The sequence below is a fragment of the Comamonas sp. genome (genome assembly GCF_036666375.1).
Classification (GTDB): domain Bacteria; phylum Pseudomonadota; class Gammaproteobacteria; order Burkholderiales; family Burkholderiaceae_C; genus Comamonas.
The window spans coordinates 1-24,106 of record NZ_JAVWWA010000088.1 but is presented as its reverse complement, the minus strand read 5'-3'; the positions used below and the strand labels follow the sequence as shown (position 1 = coordinate 24,106).

The window sequence follows — 24,106 nt, the reverse complement described above, 5'->3', positions numbered from 1 at the left end:
TCGACGCCAAGGTGCGCAAGGAACTGCGCCGCTGGCTGCGCCGCCTGCACGACGAACTGCATGTGACCTCGATCTTCGTGACCCATGACCAGGAGGAGGCGCTCGAAGTGGCCGACCGCGTGGTGGTGATCAACCAGGGCAAGATCGAGCAAAGCGGCTCGCCCCAGGAAGTCTGGGAGAACCCCGCGAGTCCGTTCGTCTATGGCTTCCTGGGCGACGTGAACCTGTTCCACGGCCGCGCCAACGAAGGCCTGGTGCACATGAGCGGCATCGAGATCGACGCGCCCGAAGCCGATGATGCGAAGAACGCCAAGGCGTTCGCCTATGTGCGACCGCATGACCTCGACGTCGAGCGCTATTCGCCGGGCCAGAACATGGATGCCCAGGGCCGTCCGCGCGGCATCGTCGCGCGCCTGGAGCGGGCAATCGTTGTCGGTCCCATCGCACGCCTGGAACTTATTCCCGCCGACGATAATCATTCAACCACCCAGAACGGGGAGGATGCCTTGATCGAAGCGCAGATTCCTGCCCATCAGTTCAAGGAATTGGGATTCAAGGAAGGCGAAACGCTGGTGGTGACACCGCGCAGGACCCGCGTGTTTATTGACCAGGCTGCAGGCATCTGACGGTTCCCAGGGGCCGCGCCGCGGCCTTTGAAGGACAAGAAAAATGGTGTTGTTGAACTGGATGGAAACGGCGCCGCGCCGCGTGCTGGCGCTGATCAGCGCGGCCTGCGTGGCCATGCTGGCATTTGGCATGTATCTGCAATATGGCCAGGGGCTCGAGCCTTGTCCCATGTGCATCGTGCAACGCTATGCGCTGATCGGCGTGGCGGTGTTTACCGGCATCGCGAGCCTGCGCCGCGGCCGCGGCTGGCTGTTGGGCTGGGGCGGCCTGGCGCTGCTGAGCGCGGGCTTTGGCGCCTTTGTCGCCGCGCGCCAGAGCTGGCTGCAATGGAACCCGCCCGAGATCGCGACCTGCGGCCGTGATTTCTACGGCATGGTCGAAAACTACCCCTTGAGCCGCGCGATTCCCATGATCTTCCGCGGCTCGGGCGATTGCACTGCGATCGACTGGACCTTCCTCGGCGGCTCGATCGCCAATTGGTCGTTCATCTGCTTCGTGGTGATGGCGCTGGCCCTGGTCGCACTGTTCGTGCGCCAGCGCGCAGCGCGTTAACTGCCCCTTGCCGGCTGCGCCGCCGGTGGCGCACCGTATCATGGCCGAATGAGTCTGAGCCATTCCACGTTGGATATCGCCGCGCGCATCTGGGACGGCGCGTGCGAGACCGCGTCGGCCTGGTGGCGCAGCGTCTATCTGGGCGCGGTGATTCTCGTGCTGCTGCTCTCGCCGTCGAGCTACCGCGGGCAGTCGCGCGCGCGCATGGCCTACCAGCTGTATGTGCAGACCGGGCCGGTGTTGATAGGCTTCACGGCTCTCGCGGCGCTGCTGTGTGCGGTGATCACGCGCATCGTGATCGTCACCGCGCTGAGCTACGGGCTCTCGCGTTACGCGCTGGAAATGGTGGTGCGCGTGCTGGTGCTCGAGTTGATTCCGCTGACCGCCTGTCTTTTCGTCGCCATGCGCTGCACCATTCCCAATGGCACGCAGCTGGTGCAGCTGCGCCTGCGCGGGCGCGCCCAGGCGCTGCAGCGCCTCGGGCTGGACCCGGTGCGCAGCGAGCTGCTGCCGCGCGCCGTGGGCGGGCTGTTCGCCTGCCTGACGCTGGCTGCGCTCAGTTGCGTGGTGGCGCTGGTCACGGTCTATCTGAGCGTCTACGGTTTCAATCTCGCGGGACTGCCCGCCTATACCCGGCTGTTCGGCCATGTGTTCTCGCCCGTGGTGACGCTGGTGTTCACGCTCAAGACGCTCTTTTTCAGCCTGGCCGTGGCGCTGATTCCGTTGGCCTCGGGCTGGTATTCGCCGCTGCCGCGGCTGCGCCAGGAAGGGCGCGAGCTCGGTGGGCTGACGCGCATGTTCGCGGTGTTGCTGCTGATCGAGGTGCTTTCGCTTATGGGCAATTACTATTGATGTTTTGGAGCTTGGCTATGTTCGGGAATCACCATGGACCCCACTGAATCGGGCGCCGAGGCGGCGGGGCTGCATTCGCCGGCCGAGCTGCGCCCCGTGGCCCATCTGCGCGCCAAGGCCGCGGCGCTGCTGCTGTTCACGCTGGCGCTGGTCTTCGGCTCGGCGCTGTACCTGCTGTATTCGCGCGGCGTGTTCGAGCCCACGCAGCAGCTGGTGCTGACCACCGACGACTCCGAAGGCGTGGTGGTCGGCATGGACATGACGTTCTCGGGTTTTCCGATAGGGCGCGTGCGCCGCATCGAGCTGTCCGAGGATGGCAATGTGCGCATCGTCGTCGACGTGCCGCGCAAGGACGCGCACTGGCTGCGCGAGTCCAGCATCTTCACGCTGGTGCGCGGTCTGGTGGGCGGCACGACCATCAAGGCCTACAGCGGCATTCTCACCGACCCACCGCTGGCCGAGAACTCCGTGCGGCCCGTGCTGCGCGGCGATGCCACGGCCGAGATTCCGCAGATCATGGCCTCGGCCAAGGAGCTGCTGGCCAATCTGGGCGCGATGACGGCCCAGGATTCGGCGCTGGGCGGGGTGCTGGGCCAGGTCCAGTCGCTGGCCGAGCGCCTGCAGGGCCCGGGCGGGGCGCTGGGCGTGCTCATGGGCAACGAGGCCGATGCGCGCAAGGTCGTGCTCACGCTGGAGCGCGCGAATGCGCTGATCGCGCGCATGGAGCAACTGGTGGTGCGCGCCGACCGCCAGGTGTTCGATGCCGACGGCGTGATGCCCGAAGTGCGCGCCACCGTGGCGCAGCTCAACGGCCTGCTGGCGGACACGCGCCAGAGCCTGCGCAAGGTCGATGCGGTGCTGGTCGAAGCCCAGGCCGTGGGCGCCAATGCACGCGAGGCGACGACTGATCTGGGCGCGCTGCGCGGCGAAGTCGAAAGCAATCTGCGCCGCCTCGAGGATATTCTTGCCGACCTCCAGCGCAAGTGGCCGCTGGCGCGCAAGCCGGAGCTTGAACTGCCATGACCGTGATACGCCGCCTTTCCCCTCCCTGGATCCGCTGGTGCGCGATCGCACTGCTCGGCGGCACGCTGGCCGCCTGCAGCCAGAAGCCTCCAGCAGCGGACTGGGCGCTCAACGCCGAATCGGCGTCCGACCGCGCGACCCAGGCCTATCTGCGCGCCGATCAGCGCGTGCAGGCGCTCGAGTGGGACAAGGCGCGCGCCGAGGTGCGGCGCACCGCGAGCCCGCAGCTGCTCGCGCGACTGGCGCTCATGCGCTGCGCGGTCGAGCACGCGAGTCTGCAGTGGAATGAATGCGGCGAGTACCAATTGCTGGCCATCGATGCCGACCCGCAGGAACAGGCCTATGCGCGTTATCTGCAGGCGCAGCCGCTGTCGGCGCAGCAGATTGCCTTGCTGCCCGAAACGCAACAGCCCGTGGCCCGGGCTTTGGCGAATGGTGAGGGCGCTGCGCTGGCCGCGGTGAAGGCAGTGTCCGCACCGCTGTCACGGCTTCTTGCGGCATCGGTGGTGCTGCGCGCCCAGGGGCCGTCGCCGGCCTTGCTGGTGGCGGCGGTGGATACCGCCGCTGCGCAAGGATGGCGACGCCCGTTGCTAGCCTGGTTGCTGCTGGCTGCCAGCCAGGCCCGGCAGGCCGGAGACATGGAAAACGCGCAGCGGCTGGAACGCCGCGTGCGTGTGCTCGAAGGCCAGGCGCCAAGCGCACCCGCGTCCGATCTGGCAGCCGCAGGGCGCTAGAACTGGACTTTATTCGTCCAGCAGCGAGAACAGGTCGACCACCTGGACGCTGTCCGCGGCCTGGGCCGCGTTGTCAATCCACAGCATCAAAGTCATTGAAGCGACGGCCAGCACGACGGTGATGGCGAAGGCCACCAGGGGGTGGCGAGAGATCGAAGGATAGGCTTGCATGGGACCTCCTTGAAGAGGTGAATGGCGACAGGGAAGGGGCGAAACGTCGCACCGATTGAAAGCTATGCCATTCATCCTGCGACCCCTCGATTGCAGCTCGGATCCAGCGTTTTCCTTGTGGGACAAATGCGCGTGCCGATGACGCCCGTGATGCCGCGATGTGCGGGCGAAAAAAAAGCGAAGCACAAGGCTTCGCTTTTTGCAGGGCGTGCAGGCCCGCAGGCATGCACGCGAATGGGGATCATCAGAAACGGTGGCGCACGCCCAGCACCAGGCTGGTGCCCGATTTCAGGCTGGTGATCTTGTCGTGCATGACCACGCTGTACAGATCGGTGCGCTTGGACAGGAAGTGGTCGTAACCGACGCTGGCGGTGGTGCGCGTGGCATTGACCGGGCCTTCCACCTTGGTGCGGGCGACAGCGGCCTTCACGGTGCCGGCCTTGCCCAGCACTGGAACGTCCAGGCCCAGCGAAATGGTGCGGGCTTCGAAGTTGGTGGCGTCGACTTCGGCCTGGCCGTAGGTGGCATAGGCCTTGACCACGCTGAAGTCATAGGTGCCGCCGAGCATCCAGTCGGTCTTGGTGTTGGCCAGAGGCGTCAGCGCCACCGGGTTGTTGACCTTCACGTTCTCGTAGAAACCCAGCAGCGTCAGCGGGCCGCCGAAATACATCACGTTCAGGCCCACGTTGCGCTTGCCCGAGTCGCCGGCTTGCTCGCCGAACTGGTAGTGCAGATTGGCGCTCAGACCACCGAAGCTGGGCGTGGAGTAGGTCACCTGGTTGCTCCAGCCGGTGTCGGCGGGCGTGGTCAGGTTGCCAAAACCCCAGGCGGGCAGGCTGGCCATGTTGGCGTGCAGCACCAGCGGCGAGACGGTGAACGAGTCGCCGTAGGGGTTGGCCAGAATGGTCGGCAGGAAGTTGGGCGCCTTGGAGCGGCCCAGGCGCAGCGCGCCGAAGCCACCCGACAGACCGACGTAGGCATCACGCGAGAATGCCGGGTCGCCATCGTAGCGGCCCAGATTGCCGACGTCGGCGCGCAGGAAGGAGTTCACCATGAACTCGGCCTTGAGGCCGCCGCCCAGATCTTCCTTGCCCGAGAAGCCAATCCACGAGGTCGTCATGCCGCCCGAACCCACGGTGCTGGTGCGCCCGACGCTGCCCGACTGGCGCATCGAGCCAGCGTAGACATCGACCAGACCGGAGATTTGCACCGTGCTTTGGGCATGTGCCGCTCCAGCGCATGCAAGGGCTGCAACCAGGGCGAGCAGGGACTTCTTCATAGGGACTCCTGTAATAAAAGGTTAGGAAATGTGAATATAGCAAGACCTGTGCCAGCTTTGGCCGTAGGACCCGTCCTGCGTGAATATATGCTTGTGTCGAACAAATGACTGTTGCATGTCGCCAACAATCGTCTGTCTGCGGCCCGCGCGTCATCCAGGTTGCCGCTGCGCCCCGGTGACCGCACAATGGGCTTCCCGATATGTACAAGGAGACCTGTATGCAGTCCGAAGCACCCGAAGAAAATGTCTTTGGCGAGAACGATGGCAGCAGCTACAGCGCCACGCTGCGCCATGCGGATGGCGTCTGGTATTGCACCAGTTTCGTCGTGGATGAGCACAACATCCTGCTCAACGGGGAGACCTGGCCGTCGCGCGAGGCAGCGCTTGACGCGCTGCGGCGCATCGCCTCGGGCGACAGGGCGCCGCTGTGAGCCCGCAACTCAACACTTTGCAAACATAGGGTATCGGATAATTGTTTTAATAGTCCATGGCTATTAAATTTCCAGCCTTTGATTACATTGAGGGAAGGGCGGGTATGCGCAGAGTTCTCGTCGTCTGCATAGGAGCGCTTGCTTTGGGCAGCGTGGGCGCCGCGCCCGAGCACCTGATCCCCGAGGAGTTCGTCGGCAGCTATCTGGCGAACCGGTCTTCGGAAGCCTGCCTGCGCCAGGAGCGTGCGGGCCTGGCGTCTCCTTCGTACCTCGTGGTGCAGCCGCGGTTCTTTCGCTATGGTTTCATGAATCCCCAGCAGGGCAACAGCCTGGATGCCATGGTCTGCAGGGCGAGCGAGCCTGTCGTTGTGGTGAGCGATGGCGTGGAAGTGCGCAGCGAGTGCTTCCTGACCGATCAGCTGGTCAAGCGCCATTTCAAGTTCTCCAAGCGCGCAGGCGTGCTGCGCATGCGCGACCTGGAGCGTCAGACCGAGGAAGAATTCGAAGCCTGTTATTGAACGGGCCCGGGCTTCAGCGGTGGCGCCATGTCCAGGGGGCCACCGGATGCGCATCGGCCCACAGCCCGCGGCGTTCGGCGCGGGCACGCGCCTGCAGTGCCGGGAGGTCGGGACGCATGCGGGCATAGCGCGCGTAGACCCAGGCCATGCCTGCGCTCACCTGGTGGCGGGCCACATCTTCTCCACGGCACTCGACCTGGGCCACGGTGCGTCCAAAGTCATCGGTTTCAATCAGCCGGATGCGGGCCCGGATGTCGAAGCACAGCGCGGCCAGGCTGCTGCGCGCCGCGTCGCTGAACGACTGGTAGCGCTCGGGCGCGTCTATCGCATGGATGCGCACCTGGCGCTGCGGTTCGGCCGCCGCGCAGCGCACGCTCAGGGAGTCGCCATCGCTGATGCCGACGACCAGACAGACGAGGACCGCGGAGATCATCCGCACATGATGCCGCCAAGATATCTCCTGATATCCCGACGCAGGCATGGCTTGCGCCGCCAGACCGCGGTATCGATATGCAGGCCATCAACTTGCACATGCGGAAAACCGGATTGCCAGGCAGCCCCCTGCAGGTCCAGACTGAAGGGCCGTCCATTCACTCCGTCTTTTCAAGGTTCCGCACATGACACTTTCCCTGGACCATCTGGTGATCGCCGTTGCCGATCTGCCGCGCACCATTGCCGACTATGGCGCGCTGGGCTTTCATGTCATCGAGGGCGGCCGCCATCCGGGCCGGCCCACGCACAACGCCCTGGTGGTGTTCGAAGACGGCAGCTACCTGGAACTGATTGCCTGGCATGGCCAGGGCCTGGCCGACGACCGCTGGTGGCAGTGGCTGCAGTCGCAGGGCGAAGGCCTGGTCGATTTCGCGCTGCACCCCGGCGATGTCAGGGCCCAGGTCGAGCGCGCGCGTGCTGGCGGTCTCGCGCTCGAAGGCCCGCTCGATGGCGGCCGCGCCCGGCCCGATGGCGAACTGCTGAAGTGGCAGATCGCCAGGGCCGCGACGCCCGACCTGCCTTTTCTGTGCGGCGACATCACGCCGCGCCAACTGCGCGTGCAGCACGGCGCGGTGCGCGAGCATTCCAATGGCGTGAGCGGCGTGGCCAGCGTCACGCTGGTGGTCAACAGTCTGGAAGCCACGCTGGCCGGCTACCAGGCCTTGCTGGGCAAGGATGCGCTGCGCACCGCGCCGCTGCGCCTGGCCGGCACCGGACTGCGCCTGGCAAGCCTGGATCTGCCCGCGCATGCGAGCGAGCATGGCGTGGCGCAGGGCGGCACGAGCCTGGTGCTGCTCGAGCCCGACCGCGACAGCCAGGCCGAGGCGGCGCAGGCCTTGACTGCGCTCTTGCGCCAGCGCGGCCAGGGCCTGCTGGGCTTTGCGCTGCGCGGCCGCCTGGGCGCCGAGGCGCTGCCCTGGGGCCGTGCGGCTGAACTGCCCAGGGGACTGACCCATGGGGCGCTGATCGACTACCAGCGCCAGGCCGGGCTCTGATCGGCGCGTGTCAGCCGGCGGGCGTGGGTTCGCCCAGCGACAGCATCAGCCGGTTGGCCCAGTTGAAGAAGGCCGCGCCATGGATGGCGTCCGAGATCGCCGCGTCGTCCAGGCCCGCGGCGCGCAGGCGCAGCACATGGCTTTGGTCGAACGACGAAGGCGTGTTGCTCAGCGCCACGCTGGCCGCGGCGATCGCGTTCCAGCGTTCGTCGCCCAGATCGGCGCCGCTGCCCTGGTCCAGCAGGCGCTGCACATCGTCGCTGCGCTTGGAGAAATGGCTCGCAAAGCGCGCGTGCACCGAAGCGCAGTAGATGCAGCCGTTGTGGCGCGAGGTCGCAGCCGCGGCCAACTCGCGCTCGGCGCGCGGCAGACCGGCTTCGGGGTTGTAGAAGATGTCCTTGTCGGTCCTGGTGCGCGCGGCCAGCGTGTCGGGGTCGCGCGCCAGCAGGCGGAAGTAAGGCGACTTGATGCGCGCGGCATCGACCAGGCCGGCCTGGTGGCGCGCGCTGAAATCTTGCTCGGGCAAGGGCGCGATCCAGGGCAGCCAGTCGAGCTGGGCCTGGGTGAATGCCACCGGCGGCTGATTGTCGGGGTGGGCGATGAGCGCGTTTTCGGGATAGGTCATGCGGTTTCCAGGCGGGGGGAGGCGGTGGCGGGATGGGCTTGCAGCGTGCGCAGGCCATGCACGACGCGGATCTGGAAGCTCAGGAAAGCGATGAGTTGGGACAGGATCACGATGTCGGTGTTGTCCCAGCCCGCATCGAGCAGGGCCTGCAGTCCCGCGGGACTCGCGTCGCGCGGATGGAAGACCAGCAGATGCGCCTGCTCGAATGCGGCCGCGAGTTTTTCGCCCAGTACGGCGCGCAGACGGCTGTCTAGCGCATACACGGGGCCGTCCTGGTTTTCGACGCTCAGCGGGCCTGCTGGATAGCGGCCATAAGGGCCCTGGCCGCGTGCGCAGTCGGCGGCCTGCTCCAGTGCGCCCAGCAGGGACTGTCCGGCGCCCGCGGCCTGCAGGCCCTGGGCGTAGAAGCCGGCGACATGGGGCGCGGCGTGCAGCGTGGCGACCCACCAGGCCAGCGCATGGCGCTCAAGCGCCGTGACGTTGCCGACCACGGGCGCGGCGGGATGGAACAGCGCCAGATAGCTTTGCTGGGCATGGATGCGCGCCTGCGGGCGCTGGGCGCGAATCCGGTCCAGCGGGTCGCCGGGAAGAATGGCCAGCAGCTGGTCGATCACATCGGGCAGGTCTGGCTGGTGGTCGGGAAGGGTGTGGCTTGGTGCGGTCATGCAAAGGCTTCCAGGGGTGAATCGGTGGTCGTGGAGGTGGCGGCGCGCGCGCGCCAGCCCAGCGCCGGCGCGACTTCGGTGGCGATCAGTTCGATGGAGCGCAGGATCTGCGCCTGCGGCGGGTCTATGGAGTGCACCTGGAACACGATGTCGCTCACGCGCTCGAGCGTGGTGTCGGCGCGCAGCGAGGCGACCACATCGGCGACCGTGCCCACATGCACGTCATAGGCGGCGATGATCTGCGCCAGCGGCGCGTCGGCGGGAACCAGCGACTTGCCCAGGGTGGCGGAGCGCGCAATGCTGCGGCGCAGGCCGAGCTCTGCCAGCCGCAGCGCTTCCGTGCGGTCGTCGGCGACGAACAGGCTGCGCGAGGCGACGATGCGCGGCGCCCGGCCCGCGGGCAGCGCCGCGAGATAGGCGTCGATGATGGGATGCTGGATCTCGGCCAGTGTGGCCTGCGGGGCCTGGGCGCTGCGCGGCTGGGTGCGCGACAGCATCAGGCCGTCGCCGGCCGCGCCGGCCAGCGCCGCGCCCTGCGGCGAGAACGTGGCCTGCCACAGGCGGCCGAGCAGCTGCGCGCCAGCGGGGTAGAGGCGGTCGCCGCCGGCGAGCGCTTCGCCGGCCCAGGCGCTGCGCAGCGTGGCGAGCTGGCCCGCGAAGATCTCGCGGCGCTGTTCGCTGTCGAGGCCGAACGCGGTGAACGAGGCGGGCGTGCCGCCCGTGCCCACGCCGACTTCGAGCCGGCCGTTGGCCAGCAGGTCGAGAACAGCCGCGTCCTCGGCCACGCGCAGCGCGTTTTCCAGCGGCAAGGTGATGATGCCCGTGCCCAGGCGTATGGTCCGGGTCTGGGCCGCGAGGTAGGCGAGAAACACCAGCGGCGCGGGCAGGCCGCCTTCGTGCTCGTGGAAATGGTGCTGGGCGACCCAGGCCGAATCGAAGCCATGGGCTTCGGCATGGCGGATCTGCGCGGCGACCAGCTGGTAGCGCTCGGCGGCGCCGGCCTCGTCAAGCAGCCTGCTGAAAAAGCCCAGGCGTTTGGGCTGCGCTGCGGTGTGCGAAGGAGTGGAAATCTGCGGTTGCGTCATGTGGGATGCGGGGGGAAGAAGGCCAATGCTTTTGGCCGGGAATGGCGGCAATCAGCGCGCGCGTGTAGTCGCTGCCGGGGCGCTCGAAGACGTCCTCGATGGGGCCGGCGTCGACCTGGCGGCCGTTGTGCAGCACGCTCACGGTGTCGGCGATCTGCCGCACCACGGCCAGGTCGTGGGAGATGAACAGATAGGTCAGGCCCAGCTCGCGCTGCAGTTTCTCCAGCAGTGCGAGGATCTGCGCCTGCACGGTCACGTCGAGCGCGGAGACCGCTTCGTCGAACACCACCACCTGGGGCCGGAGCACCAGCGCGCGCGCAATCGCCACGCGCTGGCGCTGGCCGCCCGACAGCGCGTGCGGCCGGCGCGCGAGCAGCGTGGGCCCCAGGCCCACGCGCTCGAGCATTTCGCGCACGCGCGCCTCGCGCTCGGCGCGCGCCAGGCGCTCGTAGTTGCGCAGCGGCTCCTCGATGATCTCGAAGATGGTCTGGCGCGGATCGAGCGACGAGAACGGGTTCTGGTGCACCAGCTGTATGCGCCGGCGCGCCAGGCGCAGCGCTTCGCCGCGCAGCGCCGTGAGGTCCTGGCCTTCGATCAGGATGCGGCCCGAAGTCGGCTGGCGAAAGCCCACGACATCGCGCGCCGTAGTGGTCTTGCCCGAGCCCGATTCGCCGACGATCGCATGCGTGGTGCCGCGCGCCACGCTGAACGAGACCTTGTCGACGGCGACGAACGGCGCGCTGCGCCCGGGCAGGTCGAACTGGTGGACCAGGTCTTCGACGACCACGGCCGGCGCTTCGTTGCGCGCGCTGCGTTCGGTGGCCGGGCGCTGCCGGCCCTGGGCCAGCGACGGCGCGTCGGCCAGCAGCTTGCGCGTATACGCGCTGCGCGGGTTGGCCAGGACCTCGTGCGTGCTGCCTTGTTCCTGGATACGCCCGCCCTGCAGCACGACCAGGCGGTTGGCGCGGTCGGCGGCCACGCCCAGGTCATGCGTGACCAGCAGCACGGCCGTGCCCGATTCGCGGCGCAATTCGTCGATCAGGTCGAGAATGCGCTTTTGCACCGTCACATCGAGCGCGCTGGTCGGCTCGTCGGCGATGATCAGCGCGGGCTTGAGCGCGATCGCGATCGCGATCAGCACGCGCTGCTTCATTCCGCCCGACAGCTCATGCGGATACTGGCGCGCGCGCAGTTCGGGCTGCGACAGGCCCACATGGCCCAGCAGTTCGATCACGCGTTGCTGGCGCGCGCGCCGTGCCGCCGCGCCGCGCGCGCCGTCGTGCAGCCGCAGTATCTCGGCCACCTGCCGGCCCACGGTCTGCACGGGATTGAGCGAGCTGGTCGGGTCCTGGGGAATGAGGCTGACCACCGCGCCGCGCAGGCCATCCATCTGGCGCGGACTCCAGCGCGTGATGTCGCGGCCTCCCAGCTGAATGCGGCCCGAGACCAGGCGGCCGTTCTCGGCGAGCAGGCCAATCACCGCCTGGGCGGTCGTGGTCTTGCCCGAGCCCGACTCGCCCACCAGCGCGACGACTTCGCCGGGCAGCACATCGAAGCTCACGCCATGGACCACGTTCTGGGCCGGCTGCTGGCCTTCCTGATAGGCGATGACCAGGTCGCTGAGCGACAGCACCGGCACGGCGGCGGAGGCGGTGGCTTGAATGGGCGCGGTGGGCAGCGCGGCCGCGGGCCGTATGCGGCGCAGGAGTTGTTGCAGGCGGTTCATGCGTTGGCCTTGTGCAGTGCGGCGCTGATGCGGTTGGCGGACAGCACCACCAGCACCACGACCAGACCGGGAACGGTGGTCAGCCACCAGGCGGTGGAAATGTAGTTGCGGCCTTCGGCGATCAGCAGGCCCCATTCAGGCGTGGGCGGCGGCGCGCCATAGCCCAAAAAGCCCAGCGTGGAGATGGCCAGGATGGCCGAGCCGAACTGCAGCGCCGCGAGCGCGATCACCGAGGTCAGCGAGTTGGGCAGCACATGGCGCCACAGCACGGGCCAGAAGCGCCCGCCGCTGCCGAATGCGGCTTCCACATAGTCGGAGCGGCGCACGCGCACCACCTCTGAGCGCAGCAGCCGCGCAAAGCCCGCGATCGACGCCACACCCACCGCGATCGCGGCGTTGATGGTGCCGAAGCCCAGAATGATGATGATGGCCAGCGACAGCAGCAGGGCGGGCACCGACAGCAGCACATCGACCAGGCGCATGATGGCGTCGTCAACCAGGCCGCCGCTCGCGCCGGCGATCAGACCCAGCAGCGTGCCCAGCACCAGCCCCATGGCGACGGCGACAAACGCGCCCGACAGCGAGTGCACGGCGCCGTAGACCACGCGCGTATAGACATCGCGGCCCAGCGCGTCGGTGCCCAGCCAGTGCGCGGCGCCCGGGGCCTGCAGCTGCTGGCCCGCAATGCCTTGCACCGGGCTGAAATGCGTCAACAGGCCAGGCGCGAGCGCGCACAGCGCCACGGCGGCGAGCACCAGCCAGGCCAGCCACAGGCTCAGCGGGCCGCGGCGCGCGCGCCGCCAGACGGAGTGCGCGCGCGCGGCGAGCGTGGACGACGCAGGCGTCGACAGGGAAGGGAATGTATCAGGTAATGCGCTCATGGCTTCAGCCCTCCAGGCGGGTGCGCAGCCGTGGGTCCAGCACTGGATAGAGCAGGTCCACAAGCAGATTGATCAAGACAAAAGAGGTCGCGGAAATCACCACGATGGCCTGCAGCACGGCGGTGTCCTGATTGGCCACGGCCTGCTGGGTCAGGCTGCCCAGGCCGTTCAGTCCGAACACCGCTTCGGTGACCACGGCGCCGGCGAGCAGCTCGCCGAACAGGATGCCGGCCATGGTCAGCGTGGGCAGCAGCGCATTGCGCGCCACATGGCGCCACAGCACCCAGGTGCGGCTCGCGCCCTTGGCCCGGGCCACGGCGACGAAAGGCTGGGTCAGCACGGCGTCGATATTGCGTATCAGGATCTGCGCCAGCGGCGCGGAAATCGGCACGGCCAGCGTGAGCGTGGGCAGCACCAGGCCTTCCCAGGGGCCGGGGTTGATCACCGGCACCCAGCCCAGGCGAAACGAGAACACCTGGATCAGCATGATGCCCAGCCAGAACACCGGCACCGAGACAAACAGCGAGGGCAGCGACTGCAGCGCCGCGCGCAGCCAGCCAAAGCCCAGCTGGCTCGACAGAAAGGACAGCGCCACGGCCAGCAGCAGCGCGGCGCTGAAGCCCGAGGCCGCGAGCTTGAGCGTGGGCGGCAGGCTGGTCGCGAGGCTGTCGCTGACCGGCACGCCGGCCTGCATGGAGTAGCCGAAATCGCCGCGCAGGAAGTTCAGCAGGCTGTGGCCGTACTGTTGCCACAGGGGCGCATCGGCGCCATAGGCCAGCCGGATTTCTGCCAGCTGCTCGGGGCTCAGCCCCAGCTCGGGGTTGAGGAACTTGATCAGCACCGCATCGCCGGGCAGGAACTGCAGGAGCACGAAAGAGGCGGTGAACGCCGCCCAGAGCACCAGCAGGGCCTGGGCGATGCGACTCGTCAGATAGCGGGACATGGTCGTTGGCCTTGAAGAAAATGCCGCGTGCCGTCAGTGGGGCGCGATCCAGGCGGCGTAGAGGCTGGGCCGGCCCACGGCCTCGAAGTCCACGCCATGCAGCCAGGGCGCGCCCGCATAGACCTGGGGCTCCTCGAACAGCGGAATCACATAGGCCTGCGCGAGCAGATAACGCTGCACCTGGCGCGTGAGTTCCAGCCGGCGCGCGGTGTCGGGCTCGGCCGCAATCGCCTCGAACAGGCCGTTGAGCTTGCGGTCCTCGAACGACTGGACCTTCTGGCTGATGCCGCCCTTTTGCAGCAGCAGATTGCGGTTGGTCGGGTAGTAGTTGCTCTTGATCACGTCGGGGTCGGCGCGCCCGACCATGGCCGGCAGCAGGGCGATCTTTTCGGGATCGAGGCTGTCTATGGTCTTGCTGCCCAGGTCGCCCGAAAGCACGTTGAGCTGGACACCCACCTTGGCCCATTGCTGGGCCACGAGCTGCAGCACTTCGCGGTTCTGCACATAGTTCAGCGACTCGTAGGTCGACAGCGCCAGCGGCCGGCCGTCCTTGGCGCGCATGCCGTCGGCCTGCAGCTTCCAGCCGGCTGCGTCAAGCAGCGCGCGTGCGCGCTCGGCGTCGTATGCGAGTTCTGCGCTCTGGTCCACAAAGCCCGCGGCGCTGGCCGCGAGCACGCCCCTGGCCTGGGGGTAGTTGGCGCTGAACAGCGTCTGCACGATCTCCTTGGCATGGGTCGCATGCAGCAAGGCCTGGCGCACCTTGAGGTCGGCGAGCAGTGCGTTGTCCGGGCGCAAGGCCAGGCTGTCGTTGACGCCGCGCGTGGACGCCGCATACAGCGGGAACCTGCCCTCGTTCACGCGCTTTTCGTCATAGGCCTGGACCTGGCGTATCAGCCCGGCCTGGCCCGACAGCAGTGCGCCTATGCGCACGCCGTCTTCGGGCGTGACGATGATCTTGATCGCGTCCAGCCGCGCGCGGCCCTGGTGGGCCAGCTTGACCGGACCCCAGTTGTACTTGTCGCGCGCCTGCAGGTTGACTTCCTTGCCCAGCACTTCGCCGCTGACCACGAACGGGCCCGAGCCGATGATGCGCGTGGCATCGCCGAGCTGATCGAGCGACAGCGCCAGCGTGGCCTTGGACACCAGGCCCGAGCCGATCACCGAGGTGGCCTGCAGGAAGCCCGGCGAAGGCTGCCTGAAATGGAACTTCACCGTGAGCGGGTCGAGCACTTCGCTGCGCGCGTAGTTGTTGATCACCTCCGAGACCGAATGCTTGAGCGTCTTGTCGCCCAGGCCGAAGCGGTCGAAGTTCGCGGCCACGGCGTCGGCGTCCAGCGGCGTGCCGTCCGAGAACGTGACGCCGGGGCGCAGCTGGAAGGTGTATTCGGTGGCGTCGGCGTTGATGCTCCAGGAGGCGGCGATCCAGGGCTCGATCTCCAGCGTCCTGGGGTTCTGGTAGGTCAGCTTGTCGGTGATCTGGTTGAGGATGCCGCCATTCGGATAGAAGCCGCCATTGGGCGGATACAGCGCGTTGTGCGCCTGCTGCTCCAGATAGACCAGGGTGCCGCCGTTTTGCGGCGTAGCCGACGTGCTGGCCGCGGTGTCCGGGGCCTTGTTGCAGCCCGCAAGGGCCAGCGCCAGCGCGACGGCGGCCAGCGGCCGGGCCAGCGCGCTGGCGCAAGGAATGATTGCTTTTGAAGTCATGACAACGCGGGAAGGCGGGCATGGCGCGGCGCGCCAGCCGGGGACAGGAGGGAAAAACGGATTCGGGGAGCGGTGTTCAGTGCGGCGCGATCCAGCTTGCGTAAAAGCTCGGCCGGCCCACGGCCTCGAAGCCCACATCACGCAACCAGGGCGCGCCGGCGAACGCCTGCGGCTCCTCGAAGATGGGAATCACGTAGGCCTGATCGAGCAGATGGTTCTGCGCCTCGCCCACCAGTGCCAGGCGCTGGGCGGGCTGGGTTTCGGCCGCAATGCGCTCGAGCAACTGGTTGAGCTGCGCGTCCTCGAACGACTGCACCAGCTGGCTGACCCCGCCTTTTTGCAGCAGCACATTGCGGTTGCTCGGATAGAACTGGCTCTTGAGCACATCGGGGTCGGCGCGGCCGACCATGGTGGCCATCACGGGCGTCTTCTTGGGGTCGAGGTTGTCGACGGCCGAGCTGCCGTTGTCGCCGGTCAGCACATTGAAGCGCACGCCCACCTTGGCCCACTGCTGGGCCACGAGCTGCAGCGTTTCCTTGTTCTGCGGCTGGGGCAGGGCGACATAGGCGGCCAGCTCCAGCGGCTTGCCGTCCTTATGGCGTATGCCGCCTTCGCCCGGCACCCAGCCGGCCGCGTCGAGCAGGTTCGCGGCCTTGGCCGGGTCATGGGCCAGCTTGCTCGACAGATCGACATAGCCCTGGGCGTTGGCCGCGATCACCGAGGTGGCGCGCGGGTAATGGCGGGAGAACAGCGTGTCGACGATGGCCTGGGTGTCGGTCGCGTGCAGCAGTGCCTGGCGCACCTTGAGGTCGGCGACCAGCGGGTTGTCAGGGCGGAAATACAGGCCGTTGTTGACGCCGCGCGTCGACGGCGCGTAGATGCTGAACTGCTTGTCGGTGACGCGCTTTTCGTCATAGGCCTGGACCTGGCGGATGAAGCCCGCCTGGCCCGACAGCAGCGCGCCTATGCGCACGCCGTCTTCGTTGTTGACGATGAACTTGATCTCGTCGAGCCGCGCGCGCCCCTGGTGCGCGTGTTTGGCCGGGCCCCACTGGTAGTCGGCGCGCGCCTTGAGCACCAGCTCCTTGCCCAGCACTTCGCTGGCGATGACAAACGGGCCCGAGCCGATGATGCGCGTCGCATCGCCCAGTTCCTCGAACGGCCGCGCGAGCGTGGCTGGCGACACCAGGCCCGAGCCTATGACCGACGTCCCCTGCAGGAAGCCGGGCGAAGGCTGCCTGAAATAGAACTTCGCCGTGAGCGGGTCCACCACTTCGCCGCGCTCGTAGTTGTTGATCGCCTCGGACACCGGCAGCTTGAGCTCGCGGTTGCCCAGGCCGAAAGTATCGAAGTTCTTCACCACGGCCGCGGCGTCCAGCGGCGTGCCGTCGGAAAAGCTCACGCCGGGGCGCAGCTTGAAGGTGTACTCGGTGGCTTTGTCGTTGACGGTCCAGGACTCGGCGATCCAGGGCTCGATCTCCAGCGTCTCGGGATTCTGGTAGGTCAGCTTGTCGGTGATCTGGTTGAGCACGCCGCCATTCGGATAGAAGCCGCCCGCGGGAGGGTAGAGGTTGGTGTGGGCCTGCTGCTCCAGATAGACCAGCACGCCGCCGCTGACTGGCGTAAGGGCCGCGGCCGGGGTCTGGGCCGACGGCTGCTGCCTGGAGCAGGCGGTCAGCAGCGCGCTGCCCAGAACAACGGACAAGCTGGCCGAGGCCAGAAGGGAACGGCGGGAAATGAACGGCAAGGCAGGCTCCATAAGGGACGATGCTGGCCGGCGCGCAAGAGGCGGGCACGGCGTGAAAGTCCTTGAATGGTGCGTTTGCCTGCTTAGGTTGTGAACGTATAAATCGTCACTTCCTTATTTGATTTCCGCATAGTCACGCGGCCTGGCCGCGCAACTGGTGCTTGAGCAGCTTGCCCGTGGCCGTGCGCGGCAGCGCGTCGCGCAGGTCGAAGACGCGTGGAATCTTGTAGCGCGCGAGCCGGGTCTCCAGGAAAGCGCGCAATTCGTCGGGCGCGAGCGTGCGGCCCGGCCGCGCGACCAGCACGGCGACCACGGTCTCGCCCCACTCGGCATGCGGTCGGCCGATCACGGCCACGTCCTGCACATCGGGATGGGCGCCCAGCGCATCCTCGACTTCCTTGGAGTAGACGTTCTCGCCGCCCGTGATGATCATGTCGCGCAGGCGGTCGACGATGAACAGGAAGCCGTCTTCATCGACGCGCGCCAGGTCGCCGCTGCGGTACCAGCCGCGCGCGTCGAACGCCGCGGCCGTGGCCTGGGGGTTGTCCAGATAGCCTTGCATCATCGCCGGCGAGCGCATGTGGATCTCGCCGACTTCGCCCGCTTCGCAGCGCCGGCCGTCGGGCCGGCGCACTTCGATGGCCACGCCGGGAACGCCTACGCGGCCTATGGAGCCGGCCTTGGCGATCGCCTCTTCGGGGTGGAGCACGGTGCCCAGCGGCCCGCTTTCGGTCATGCCATAGACCTGGACGAAACGGTCGCTGCGGTAGCTTTGCGCGAGCTTGCGCGCCATGTCCGCGCCCAGCGGCCCGCCGCCGTAGGCCCACAGGCGCATGGCGCTGAAATCGTAGCTGGCGATATCGGGCACGACCGCCAGCGGCGCGAGAAACGCAATCGGCGCGCCGAACGTGAAGCTGATGCGCTCGTCAACCAGTGTGTCGAGAAACGCCTGGGGTGCGTATTCGCGCAGCAGCACGGCCGTGCCGCCCATCAGCAGCGTGCCCAGCAGCCAGTTGTTGAGCGGCGACGAATGCCAGATGGGCATGGCAATCAGGGTGCGGTCGCGGTGGCTCAGCGCGGTGCTGGCCGCGGCGCACAAGGCGGCGTGAAACACGTTGGCGTGGCTGTGCAGGCAGCCCTTGGGCTGGCCCGTGGTGCCCGAGGTGTAGAGCACTTCGGCCAGCGTGTCGGCCGCAGGCGAGTCGTCACCGGCGAGCGGCGCGGCGGCCTCCAGCAGCGCGTCGAAATCGGCCAGCGCCGGCGCTGCGCTGTCGGTCGCGAGCCAGGTGACGGGAGCGACCACGCGCTGCGCCAGCGGCGCCAGAGCGCCGTCCACCAGGCACAGGCGCGCGCCGGAATGCGCGAGCACGTAGTCGACCTCGGGCGCCTGCAGTTTGTGGTTGACCGGCACCACGGCCGCGCCCAGGCGCCAGGCGCCGAACAGCGCGAAGACAAAGCCCGGCGTGTTGAAGCACAGCAGCGCGACCTTGTCGCCGGCCTGCACGCCCTGGGCGCGCAGCACCGTGGCCGCACGCCGGCTGGCCTGGGCCAGCTCCTCATAGGTCCAGGAACGGCCCGCGCCGCGCAAGGCCTGCTTGTGCGGCTGGCTGCGTGCCTGCTGATCGAGCAGCGAAACGAAATCCATCATCTGGTGACTCCTCAAGCCCAGGCCGCGCGCAGCAGCGCGGCCGTATCATGGCTGCCCGACGTGATGCCCATGACCGGGCCCCAGTCGGGATCGAAACGGCTGCCGATGAAGGCCGACGCGGCCGCGGTGCTCGCGTGCTGCAGCATCAGGCAGCCCTGGGCGGTGAGCGCCAGCCGCTGGGTGAAGCGCCTGGCCTGGGGTTCGAGCGTCTCGGGCGGCAGCTGCAGCGCGGCGCGCAGCTGCTGCACCTGGGCCAGCAGCTGCGGCGCCTGCGTGGCGATGTCCTGCAGATGGTCTAGCAGCAGATGGGCGTCGTCGGGATTGCGCGACACCGCGCGCAGCACGTCCAGGCACATCACGTTGCCCGAGCCTTCCCAGATCGAGTTGACCGGCGCTTCGCGGAACAGCCGGCCCATGGGGCCGGTCTCCACATAGCCGTTGCCGCCGAACACTTCCATCGCTTCGCCCGTGAGGCCCACGGCGCGCTTGCAGTTCCAGAACTTGGCGACCGGCGTCATCACGCGGCGCCAGGCGGTGTCCAGCGGCGCCGTCGCGCCGAAGTGGCTGGCCAGCTCCATGGCCAGCAGCGTCGCGGCTTCGGACTCGAGCGCGATGTCGGCCAGCAGTTCGGTCATCAGCGGCTGGTCTATCAGCGCCTTGCCGAACGCATGGCGGTGGCGCGTGTAGTGCAGTGTCTGGGCCAGGGCCTGGCGGATGAAGCCGGCGCTGGCCAGCGCGCAGTCCAGCCGGGTGAACGTGGCCATCTCGATGATGGTCGAGATGCCGCGGCCTTCCTCGCCTATGAGCACGCCGAAAGCATCCTGGAACTCCACTTCGCTGCTGCTGTTGGAGCGGTTGCCGACCTTGTCCTTGAGGCGCTGGATGTGGATCGGATTCCTGCTGCCGTCGGGCCGCCAGCGCGGCACGAAAAAGCAGGTCGAGCCGCGCTCGCGCGTCTTGGCCAGCACCAGGTGGCCATCGCACATGGGCGCGGAGAAGAACCATTTGTGGCCGGTGAGCAGGAACTCCTCGCCCCAGGGGCCCTGGCCCGCGGGCACAGCCTGCGTGGTGTTGGTGCGCACGTCGCTGCCGCCCTGTTTTTCGGTCATTCCCATGCCCACGGTCATCGAGCTTTTCTGCGCCAGCGGAATGTCGCGCGCATCGTGTTCGAGCGAGGCGAGCAAAGGCGCGGTCAGGGCATGGAGCGGCGCGTTCAGCCGCATCAGCGGAATGCAGGCCTTGGTCATGGTGGTCGGGCAGGTGGAGCCCGACTCGATCTGGCTGTGCATGTACAGCGAGGCCGCGTAGGCCGACCAGGCCGAGGGCCGCGCGTCCACGAAAGGCAGGTTGGCAATGCCATTGCGCCTGGCCATGGCCATCATGGTGTGCCAGGACGGGTGGAACTTCACCTGGTCTATGCGCTCGCCGCGCGGCGACAGCGCTTGCAGTTCGGGTGCGTAACGGTTTGCGTCCTCGGCGGCGCGCAAGGTCGCTTCGGCGCCATATTCCTCGCCCTGGCGCACCAGCTCGGCGTCGCGCCACTGGGCTGCGCCGCGCGCGACCGCGCGGCGCAGCACGGGGTCGCTGGTGTAGAGGTTGTAGTCCTTGAGTTCGGGCGCCTGGTTGTCGGGATGGATGCCTGTCATGCTGACTCTCCTTGAAGGCTCTTGAACGCATTGGGCTGGGCCTGGTTTGGAAAACGCGGCACGGCCATGCAAAAATTCTAGGCAAAACCACGCTATCAGGTGTTCGGATTCCGCTCACATGTCTTCCAGAAGCTTGCCTCGACCTCCGTCCCCGCGCAGAAAGCCGCGCCAGTCGCGCGCGCTGCACACTTCGCTGGCGCTGCAGCAGGCCTTTGTTCGGCTTTTGGTGGAGCAAGGGTATGCGCGCATGACGATCCGCGAGATCGTGGCCTTGGCCGGAACGGGCCTGGGAAGCTTCTACGAATACTTCGCGAGCAAGGAAGACCTGGCGCGGGTCTGCCTGCATCTGCGCACCAAGACCTTGCTCGCGGCCTTGCGGGATGCGCGCATGGCTGCGGCCGGGCGCCCGCTGCGCGAGATGGTGGACGCGGTCATCGACTCCCAACTGGCGGCCCACACGGGCGCGGCCCAGGAATGGAGCGCGCATTACCTGCTGGAGCGCCACTTTTCGAGCGCCGAGGCCTACCGCACGATGTATGACCGTTTCGTGGGCGAATGGGGGAGTGCGTTCGACGCGGCATCGGACCTGCCTGCGGCCTTTCCCGTGCGCGAGGCCGCACGCGTGGCGCAGACCATTCTCTACGGCCTGTGCGCCCACACCTATATCCGCACGCCTGAGCGCCCCGATGTGCCGGCGCTGGAGCGCCAGGCGCGGCAGGCCATACATTCCTACCTCTCAGCCCTGCTGCCGGGGTGAAGCCCGGTCTGCGGCACAACGGATCTCCCGGATCGATTGCAGCTTACATGCAGTTGAAAGGAATCGGCATTGTTTGCTGGAGTTCGGCTGAGGACTGGGGTTTGGCCTGACCTGACCAGATCCTGCAAGCGGGCCTTTTGTGGATTGCCCGGAGCCAGACGGACAAAAGGCCTTGGCTATTTCTAGCCAAGGCCTTGAATCACTGGTCGGAGCGGCGGGATTCGAACTCGCGACCCTCTGCTCCCAAAGCAGATGCGCTACCAGGCTGCGCTACGCTCCGACAGCTTGTATTGTAAGGGTTTTTTCGGGGTCCAATGAGTTCGCGGCATTAAATTTGTCTAACTTTCGAACGTCCATCGACCCACGCCTTGCCTCTGAGCGTGGAATCTAAGTTAGACAACTTAGCGTGTCGCGCCAACACGTATTGCGAGCTTGTGGCGGACGTAACCAGCGGTCTGTGACTGCGTGGAATGTGCGCCCATTCGCTGCGCATCCATGATCCCACGACCCTTGTCCACGTCGGTGAGTGCCTTGCTTCGAAGGTCATGAAAGTGGCAGTTTTTGATACCTGCTCGCTTCACGGCGCGCTTCCAGGCGGTGGACGCGCCAGAGTAGGTGTAAGGCTTGCCTTGGAGAGTGCAGAACACGAACTGGGCATTGCTTTTGGGCAGCAACTTGATGCGCGCTACCAGTTCCGTCAGGCGGGGACTCCATTCGATCAATACCTTGGCGCCCGTGGAGTCTTCGATCTTGGCCGGTTGAAAACTGATGCCGTGCTTGCCCACCCCAGACCATTCGAGCGTAAGCAAGTCGCCGATGCGCTGGCCCGTCAGGTAGGCCATGTCGATCAAGGCGCACAAGGTGGCACCGGCGCGCGTGCGCAGGCCGTCGTCACCGTACATCGCGGACACCTTGATCCGCCGGACTTCCGAGTCGGTGATATATCGAGTTCTGGCTTTGATGGTCGCCGTTTTAAGACTGTCCACTGGATTTGTGCCAGGATCCCTGAAGCCTTTTTGCTCTGCAAATCGCATCAACTCGCGCAGCATTGCGCGATACGCGTTGTACGTCCGGGGCTTGTCGGCGAAATGCTTGAGGAACTCCAGCACACTGGGTGCCGTCACCTCCTTCGCGCGGAACTCCTGAAAGGACTCGCTGATATTGCGTGTTTGGTAAGCGCTATTGGCTTGCGTTTTGGCGCTGTGCTTTGAGTCCACTTCGATGAGCCAGGTTTTGATCAAGGCAGGCATCAAATCCTGGGCCGTGTCCTCCTGTTCAACTTCGGCGAGCGCTCGATAGAGAGCTGGCAAGCCGTCGCTGATTGAAGAAAGCCTGGTCCATAGTTTCTTCTTGCCGGATGAACGAACGTGCCAATAGGAGCCATGTTTTTTGTATACGCGTTTGGGTAGCGATCGTTGCTTCATGCCACTCTCCTGAGGGTTGGGGGACGCACTTTGGGTGCTGGGGTTGGCAAAGGGCCAGAGCAAACTGCTGTGTAGTGCTCACGCTCGAGCAAAACGCGGCCCGTACGCTCATTGATTCGCGCCCGGAAGAAGCCTTGTTTCTTCAGTGCAGCCAGTTGCTTTGAGGGCCATTGATAGCTGGTGAGATCAATCAGCTCTTGATCAGTCATCAGGATGGTCATGACAGTCCAGTTGCAAAAAAGCCCGCTTGCTGGGCGGGCTGGTCAAAGTCGGGGATTGCTGCGCGCTTGTCGCGGCGCTCTCGTTTGCGGTGGCTCATGGCGTGGGCTCGATCGCGCGGCGCGCTGGTCGCGGGACATTGCTCATGTAGGGCATGCCTACAAAGATCCCTTTCGGGTCCGTTTTCCAGGTCGCAGCGTCATCGCGGAGAAACTCGTCGTCCGCCTGAATGGTGTCGACGTTGCGCTGCAGCAGGCGGTAGTGCTTCTGCGCGGCTGGTGGCCGCGGGGCTGCTGCGAGCAGGGCGTGCCATGCTGCCCTGAAATTGCGCACATGGGTCGTTGCGGCCTCCATGGCGTTTTCGAAAGCGTCCACCATCACATCAGGCAGATCCACCGGTACGGCCTGCCATCCTGGCGGCACGCGGCCCATGGCCTGCGCCTGGGCTGTGGTGTATAGCTTGGCGCCCGCCGGCATTGCTTTGTCGATGACAGAAGTATCATTCCCTGGGCGACTTGAAAGAACCTCCGCAACCGGCTCCATGCCCGCAGGCAGTGCGCGCGCTGCTTGCCAGACATCCCAAGCGAACTGCACATCGTCGTCACCGGTATAGGCGCCGTCGATGAAGCAGAAGTCGGACGGTTTGAACTGGCGGTTTGCGATCAGCTCGCGCTCGAAGTCCGCGCGGCTCTGTTGGTCTTGTTCTGTGGTCATGCTCGCGCTCCAGTCTTGAACACCATCATCAGGTTATGAAAGCGCGGCACGTCCAGAACGTCGCGGTAGAACTTGCCGGCGCCAGAGATGAAGCCTTTCGGCACCTTGCATGGCGCGCGGCCGAACTCCTTCCATTCAGCTTCTCCACCGTTCGCCTCCCATGACCGCTGTACTCGCTGTGGCAGCTCTGCATAGGTCTTGTAGAGTGCGTCGGTGTTTGCAATGTCGCAGATGCGCTGCCAGCCAGGATGCGCCGCGCACCACGATTTGGCGCGCTCGGATGCCTGCTCTGTGGTGAACGTCGCCTCGGCTTGTGTCTGTGCTGTGGTCATGGTCCCTCCATCATCTGTTCGCGGAATGCGATTCGCATCAGGTCGCGGCCCTTGCGGGTCGGAAGCAGCGGCTCTTTTTTGCAGATCAAGCCCAGGTCACGCATGATCATCGTGATGGTGTGGCCGCAGTGGTAGCCGCAGGCCTTCTTGAGCACAGCCTGGTGCAGCAGGTGGCGGTGCTCCGTGGTGCCGAAGTTCGTCCCGCGAAATGCGGCGATCAGCTCTTCCTCCGATACCACTTCACTGCTGTCTGGCGTCTTTGTCCCATCGAGGATGGAGCGCACCAGGGGCGCCTTGAACATCAGTCCGGTTTCTT

Annotated in this window: 27 protein-coding genes and 1 tRNA gene; 9 read left to right on the top strand and 19 right to left on the bottom strand. The window is 66.6% G+C overall.

All coding sequences use genetic code 11. The features are described from left to right. The 5 genes from RR928_RS18630 to RR928_RS18610 all read left to right on the top strand — a co-directional run. On the top strand, nucleotides 1-626 hold a 626-nt coding region (locus RR928_RS18630; protein ID WP_332683701.1), incomplete at its 5' end, for a sulfate/molybdate ABC transporter ATP-binding protein. A 43-nt stretch (nucleotides 627-669) separates the two neighbouring features. Then, the gene (locus tag RR928_RS18625; RefSeq protein ID WP_442881516.1) at nucleotides 670-1,179 is read left to right on the top strand and encodes a disulfide bond formation protein B; all 510 of its coding nucleotides are present in this window, start codon (nucleotides 670-672) and stop codon (nucleotides 1,177-1,179) included. A 48-nt stretch (nucleotides 1,180-1,227) separates the two neighbouring features. Next, the gene (locus tag RR928_RS18620) at nucleotides 1,228-2,031 is read left to right on the top strand and encodes an MlaE family ABC transporter permease (RefSeq protein WP_332538469.1); all 804 of its coding nucleotides are present in this window, start codon (nucleotides 1,228-1,230) and stop codon (nucleotides 2,029-2,031) included. Nucleotides 2,032-2,064: 33 nt separating this feature from the next. Then, nucleotides 2,065-3,054: an MlaD family protein gene (locus RR928_RS18615; protein ID WP_332538470.1), complete on the top strand. Its 990-nt coding sequence runs from the start codon at nucleotides 2,065-2,067 to the stop codon at nucleotides 3,052-3,054. Then, nucleotides 3,051-3,788: a hypothetical protein gene (locus RR928_RS18610; protein WP_332548592.1), complete on the top strand. Its 738-nt coding sequence runs from the start codon at nucleotides 3,051-3,053 to the stop codon at nucleotides 3,786-3,788. The genes RR928_RS18615 and RR928_RS18610 overlap by 4 nt, the downstream gene beginning before the upstream one ends. 9 nt (nucleotides 3,789-3,797) lie before the next feature. On the opposite strand, the gene RR928_RS18605 is transcribed toward RR928_RS18610, so the two are convergent. Both RR928_RS18605 and RR928_RS18600 read right to left on the bottom strand, forming a co-directional pair. Beyond that, nucleotides 3,798-3,959, bottom strand: coding sequence for a hypothetical protein (locus RR928_RS18605; protein ID WP_332538474.1), 162 nt, complete (start codon nucleotides 3,957-3,959; stop codon nucleotides 3,798-3,800). 244 nt (nucleotides 3,960-4,203) lie between these two features. Continuing rightward, the gene (locus tag RR928_RS18600; RefSeq protein ID WP_332538475.1) at nucleotides 4,204-5,238 is read right to left on the bottom strand and encodes a porin; all 1,035 of its coding nucleotides are present in this window, start codon (nucleotides 5,236-5,238) and stop codon (nucleotides 4,204-4,206) included. A 218-nt stretch (nucleotides 5,239-5,456) separates the two neighbouring features. On the opposite strand from RR928_RS18600, the gene RR928_RS18595 reads away from it, so the two are divergent. Together RR928_RS18595 and RR928_RS18590 are read left to right on the top strand one after the other, a co-directional pair. After that, a complete protein-coding gene (locus RR928_RS18595) occupies nucleotides 5,457-5,669 on the top strand; it encodes a hypothetical protein (protein WP_332538477.1) in 213 nt (70 codons plus the stop codon). Between the two features lie 104 nt (nucleotides 5,670-5,773). Next, nucleotides 5,774-6,187 (top strand): hypothetical protein, encoded by a 414-nt coding sequence (locus RR928_RS18590; protein WP_332538478.1) that lies wholly within the window; start codon nucleotides 5,774-5,776, stop codon nucleotides 6,185-6,187. Nucleotides 6,188-6,200: 13 nt separating this feature from the next. Here RR928_RS18590 and RR928_RS18585 read toward each other — a convergent pair whose 3' ends face one another. Further along, nucleotides 6,201-6,620 carry a thermonuclease family protein gene (locus RR928_RS18585; RefSeq protein ID WP_332538479.1) on the bottom strand — a complete coding sequence of 140 codons (420 nt, stop codon included), beginning with the start codon at nucleotides 6,618-6,620 and terminating at the stop codon, nucleotides 6,201-6,203. Between the two features lie 184 nt (nucleotides 6,621-6,804). Between RR928_RS18585 and RR928_RS18580 the strand changes: the two genes are divergently transcribed. Next, entirely contained in the window at nucleotides 6,805-7,674 is an 870-nt protein-coding gene (locus RR928_RS18580; protein ID WP_332538480.1) for a VOC family protein, read from the top strand. 10 nt (nucleotides 7,675-7,684) lie between these two features. Here RR928_RS18580 and RR928_RS18575 read toward each other — a convergent pair whose 3' ends face one another. From RR928_RS18575 to RR928_RS18530, 10 genes are all read right to left on the bottom strand, one after another. Further along, the gene (locus tag RR928_RS18575; RefSeq protein WP_332538482.1) at nucleotides 7,685-8,299 is read right to left on the bottom strand and encodes an alkylhydroperoxidase domain protein; all 615 of its coding nucleotides are present in this window, start codon (nucleotides 8,297-8,299) and stop codon (nucleotides 7,685-7,687) included. Next, a complete protein-coding gene (locus tag RR928_RS18570) occupies nucleotides 8,296-8,964 on the bottom strand; it encodes a CMD domain protein (protein ID WP_332683695.1) in 669 nt (222 codons plus the stop codon). Before RR928_RS18570 ends, RR928_RS18575 begins: the two co-directional genes overlap by 4 nt. Then, entirely contained in the window at nucleotides 8,961-10,049 is a 1,089-nt protein-coding gene (locus RR928_RS18565; RefSeq protein WP_332538485.1) for a putative FMN-dependent luciferase-like monooxygenase, read from the bottom strand. The genes RR928_RS18570 and RR928_RS18565 overlap by 4 nt, the downstream gene beginning before the upstream one ends. Then, nucleotides 9,970-11,775 carry an ABC transporter ATP-binding protein gene (locus RR928_RS18560; RefSeq protein WP_332548585.1) on the bottom strand — a complete coding sequence of 602 codons (1,806 nt, stop codon included), beginning with the start codon at nucleotides 11,773-11,775 and terminating at the stop codon, nucleotides 9,970-9,972. Before RR928_RS18560 ends, RR928_RS18565 begins: the two co-directional genes overlap by 80 nt. Further along, nucleotides 11,772-12,656 carry an ABC transporter permease gene (locus tag RR928_RS18555; RefSeq protein WP_332538487.1) on the bottom strand — a complete coding sequence of 295 codons (885 nt, stop codon included), beginning with the start codon at nucleotides 12,654-12,656 and terminating at the stop codon, nucleotides 11,772-11,774. The genes RR928_RS18560 and RR928_RS18555 overlap by 4 nt, the downstream gene beginning before the upstream one ends. 4 nt (nucleotides 12,657-12,660) lie before the next feature. Beyond that, complete coding sequence (locus RR928_RS18550; RefSeq protein ID WP_332683692.1) at nucleotides 12,661-13,599, bottom strand: ABC transporter permease; 939 nt, start codon at nucleotides 13,597-13,599, stop codon at nucleotides 12,661-12,663. 33 nt (nucleotides 13,600-13,632) lie between these two features. Beyond that, on the bottom strand, nucleotides 13,633-15,303 hold the full coding sequence (locus RR928_RS18545) for a TIGR04028 family ABC transporter substrate-binding protein (protein ID WP_332683690.1): 1,671 nt from the start codon (nucleotides 15,301-15,303) through the stop codon (nucleotides 13,633-13,635). A gap of 76 nt (nucleotides 15,304-15,379) precedes the next feature. Beyond that, nucleotides 15,380-17,062, bottom strand: a complete 1,683-nt coding sequence (locus tag RR928_RS18540; RefSeq protein ID WP_442881517.1) for a TIGR04028 family ABC transporter substrate-binding protein — start codon at nucleotides 17,060-17,062, stop codon at nucleotides 15,380-15,382. A 121-nt stretch (nucleotides 17,063-17,183) separates the two neighbouring features. Further along, a complete protein-coding gene (locus RR928_RS18535; protein WP_442881928.1) occupies nucleotides 17,184-18,695 on the bottom strand; it encodes a class I adenylate-forming enzyme family protein in 1,512 nt (503 codons plus the stop codon). Between the two features lie 14 nt (nucleotides 18,696-18,709). Then, nucleotides 18,710-20,344, bottom strand: a complete 1,635-nt coding sequence (locus RR928_RS18530) for an acyl-CoA dehydrogenase family protein (RefSeq protein WP_332683686.1) — start codon at nucleotides 20,342-20,344, stop codon at nucleotides 18,710-18,712. Between the two features lie 118 nt (nucleotides 20,345-20,462). Here RR928_RS18530 and RR928_RS18525 point away from each other — a divergent pair, with 118 nt between their 5' ends. Then, nucleotides 20,463-21,101, top strand: a complete 639-nt coding sequence (locus tag RR928_RS18525) for a TetR/AcrR family transcriptional regulator (RefSeq protein ID WP_332538496.1) — start codon at nucleotides 20,463-20,465, stop codon at nucleotides 21,099-21,101. Between the two features lie 203 nt (nucleotides 21,102-21,304). Here the strand turns inward: RR928_RS18525 and RR928_RS18520 are convergent. The 6 genes from RR928_RS18520 to RR928_RS18495 all read right to left on the bottom strand — a co-directional run. Beyond that, nucleotides 21,305-21,381, bottom strand: a tRNA-Pro gene (locus RR928_RS18520). Between the two features lie 121 nt (nucleotides 21,382-21,502). After that, a complete protein-coding gene (locus tag RR928_RS18515) occupies nucleotides 21,503-22,525 on the bottom strand; it encodes a tyrosine-type recombinase/integrase (RefSeq protein ID WP_332538497.1) in 1,023 nt (340 codons plus the stop codon). After that, on the bottom strand, nucleotides 22,522-22,746 hold the full coding sequence (locus RR928_RS18510) for a DUF4224 domain-containing protein (RefSeq protein WP_332538498.1): 225 nt from the start codon (nucleotides 22,744-22,746) through the stop codon (nucleotides 22,522-22,524). The genes RR928_RS18515 and RR928_RS18510 overlap by 4 nt, the downstream gene beginning before the upstream one ends. A 94-nt stretch (nucleotides 22,747-22,840) precedes the next feature. Next, nucleotides 22,841-23,458 (bottom strand): hypothetical protein, encoded by a 618-nt coding sequence (locus tag RR928_RS18505; RefSeq protein ID WP_332538499.1) that lies wholly within the window; start codon nucleotides 23,456-23,458, stop codon nucleotides 22,841-22,843. Beyond that, entirely contained in the window at nucleotides 23,455-23,790 is a 336-nt protein-coding gene (locus RR928_RS18500) for a hypothetical protein (RefSeq protein WP_332538500.1), read from the bottom strand. Before RR928_RS18500 ends, RR928_RS18505 begins: the two co-directional genes overlap by 4 nt. Further along, on the bottom strand, nucleotides 23,787-24,106 hold a 320-nt coding region (locus tag RR928_RS18495; RefSeq protein WP_332683682.1), incomplete at its 5' end, for a hypothetical protein. The genes RR928_RS18495 and RR928_RS18500, both read right to left, overlap by 4 nt.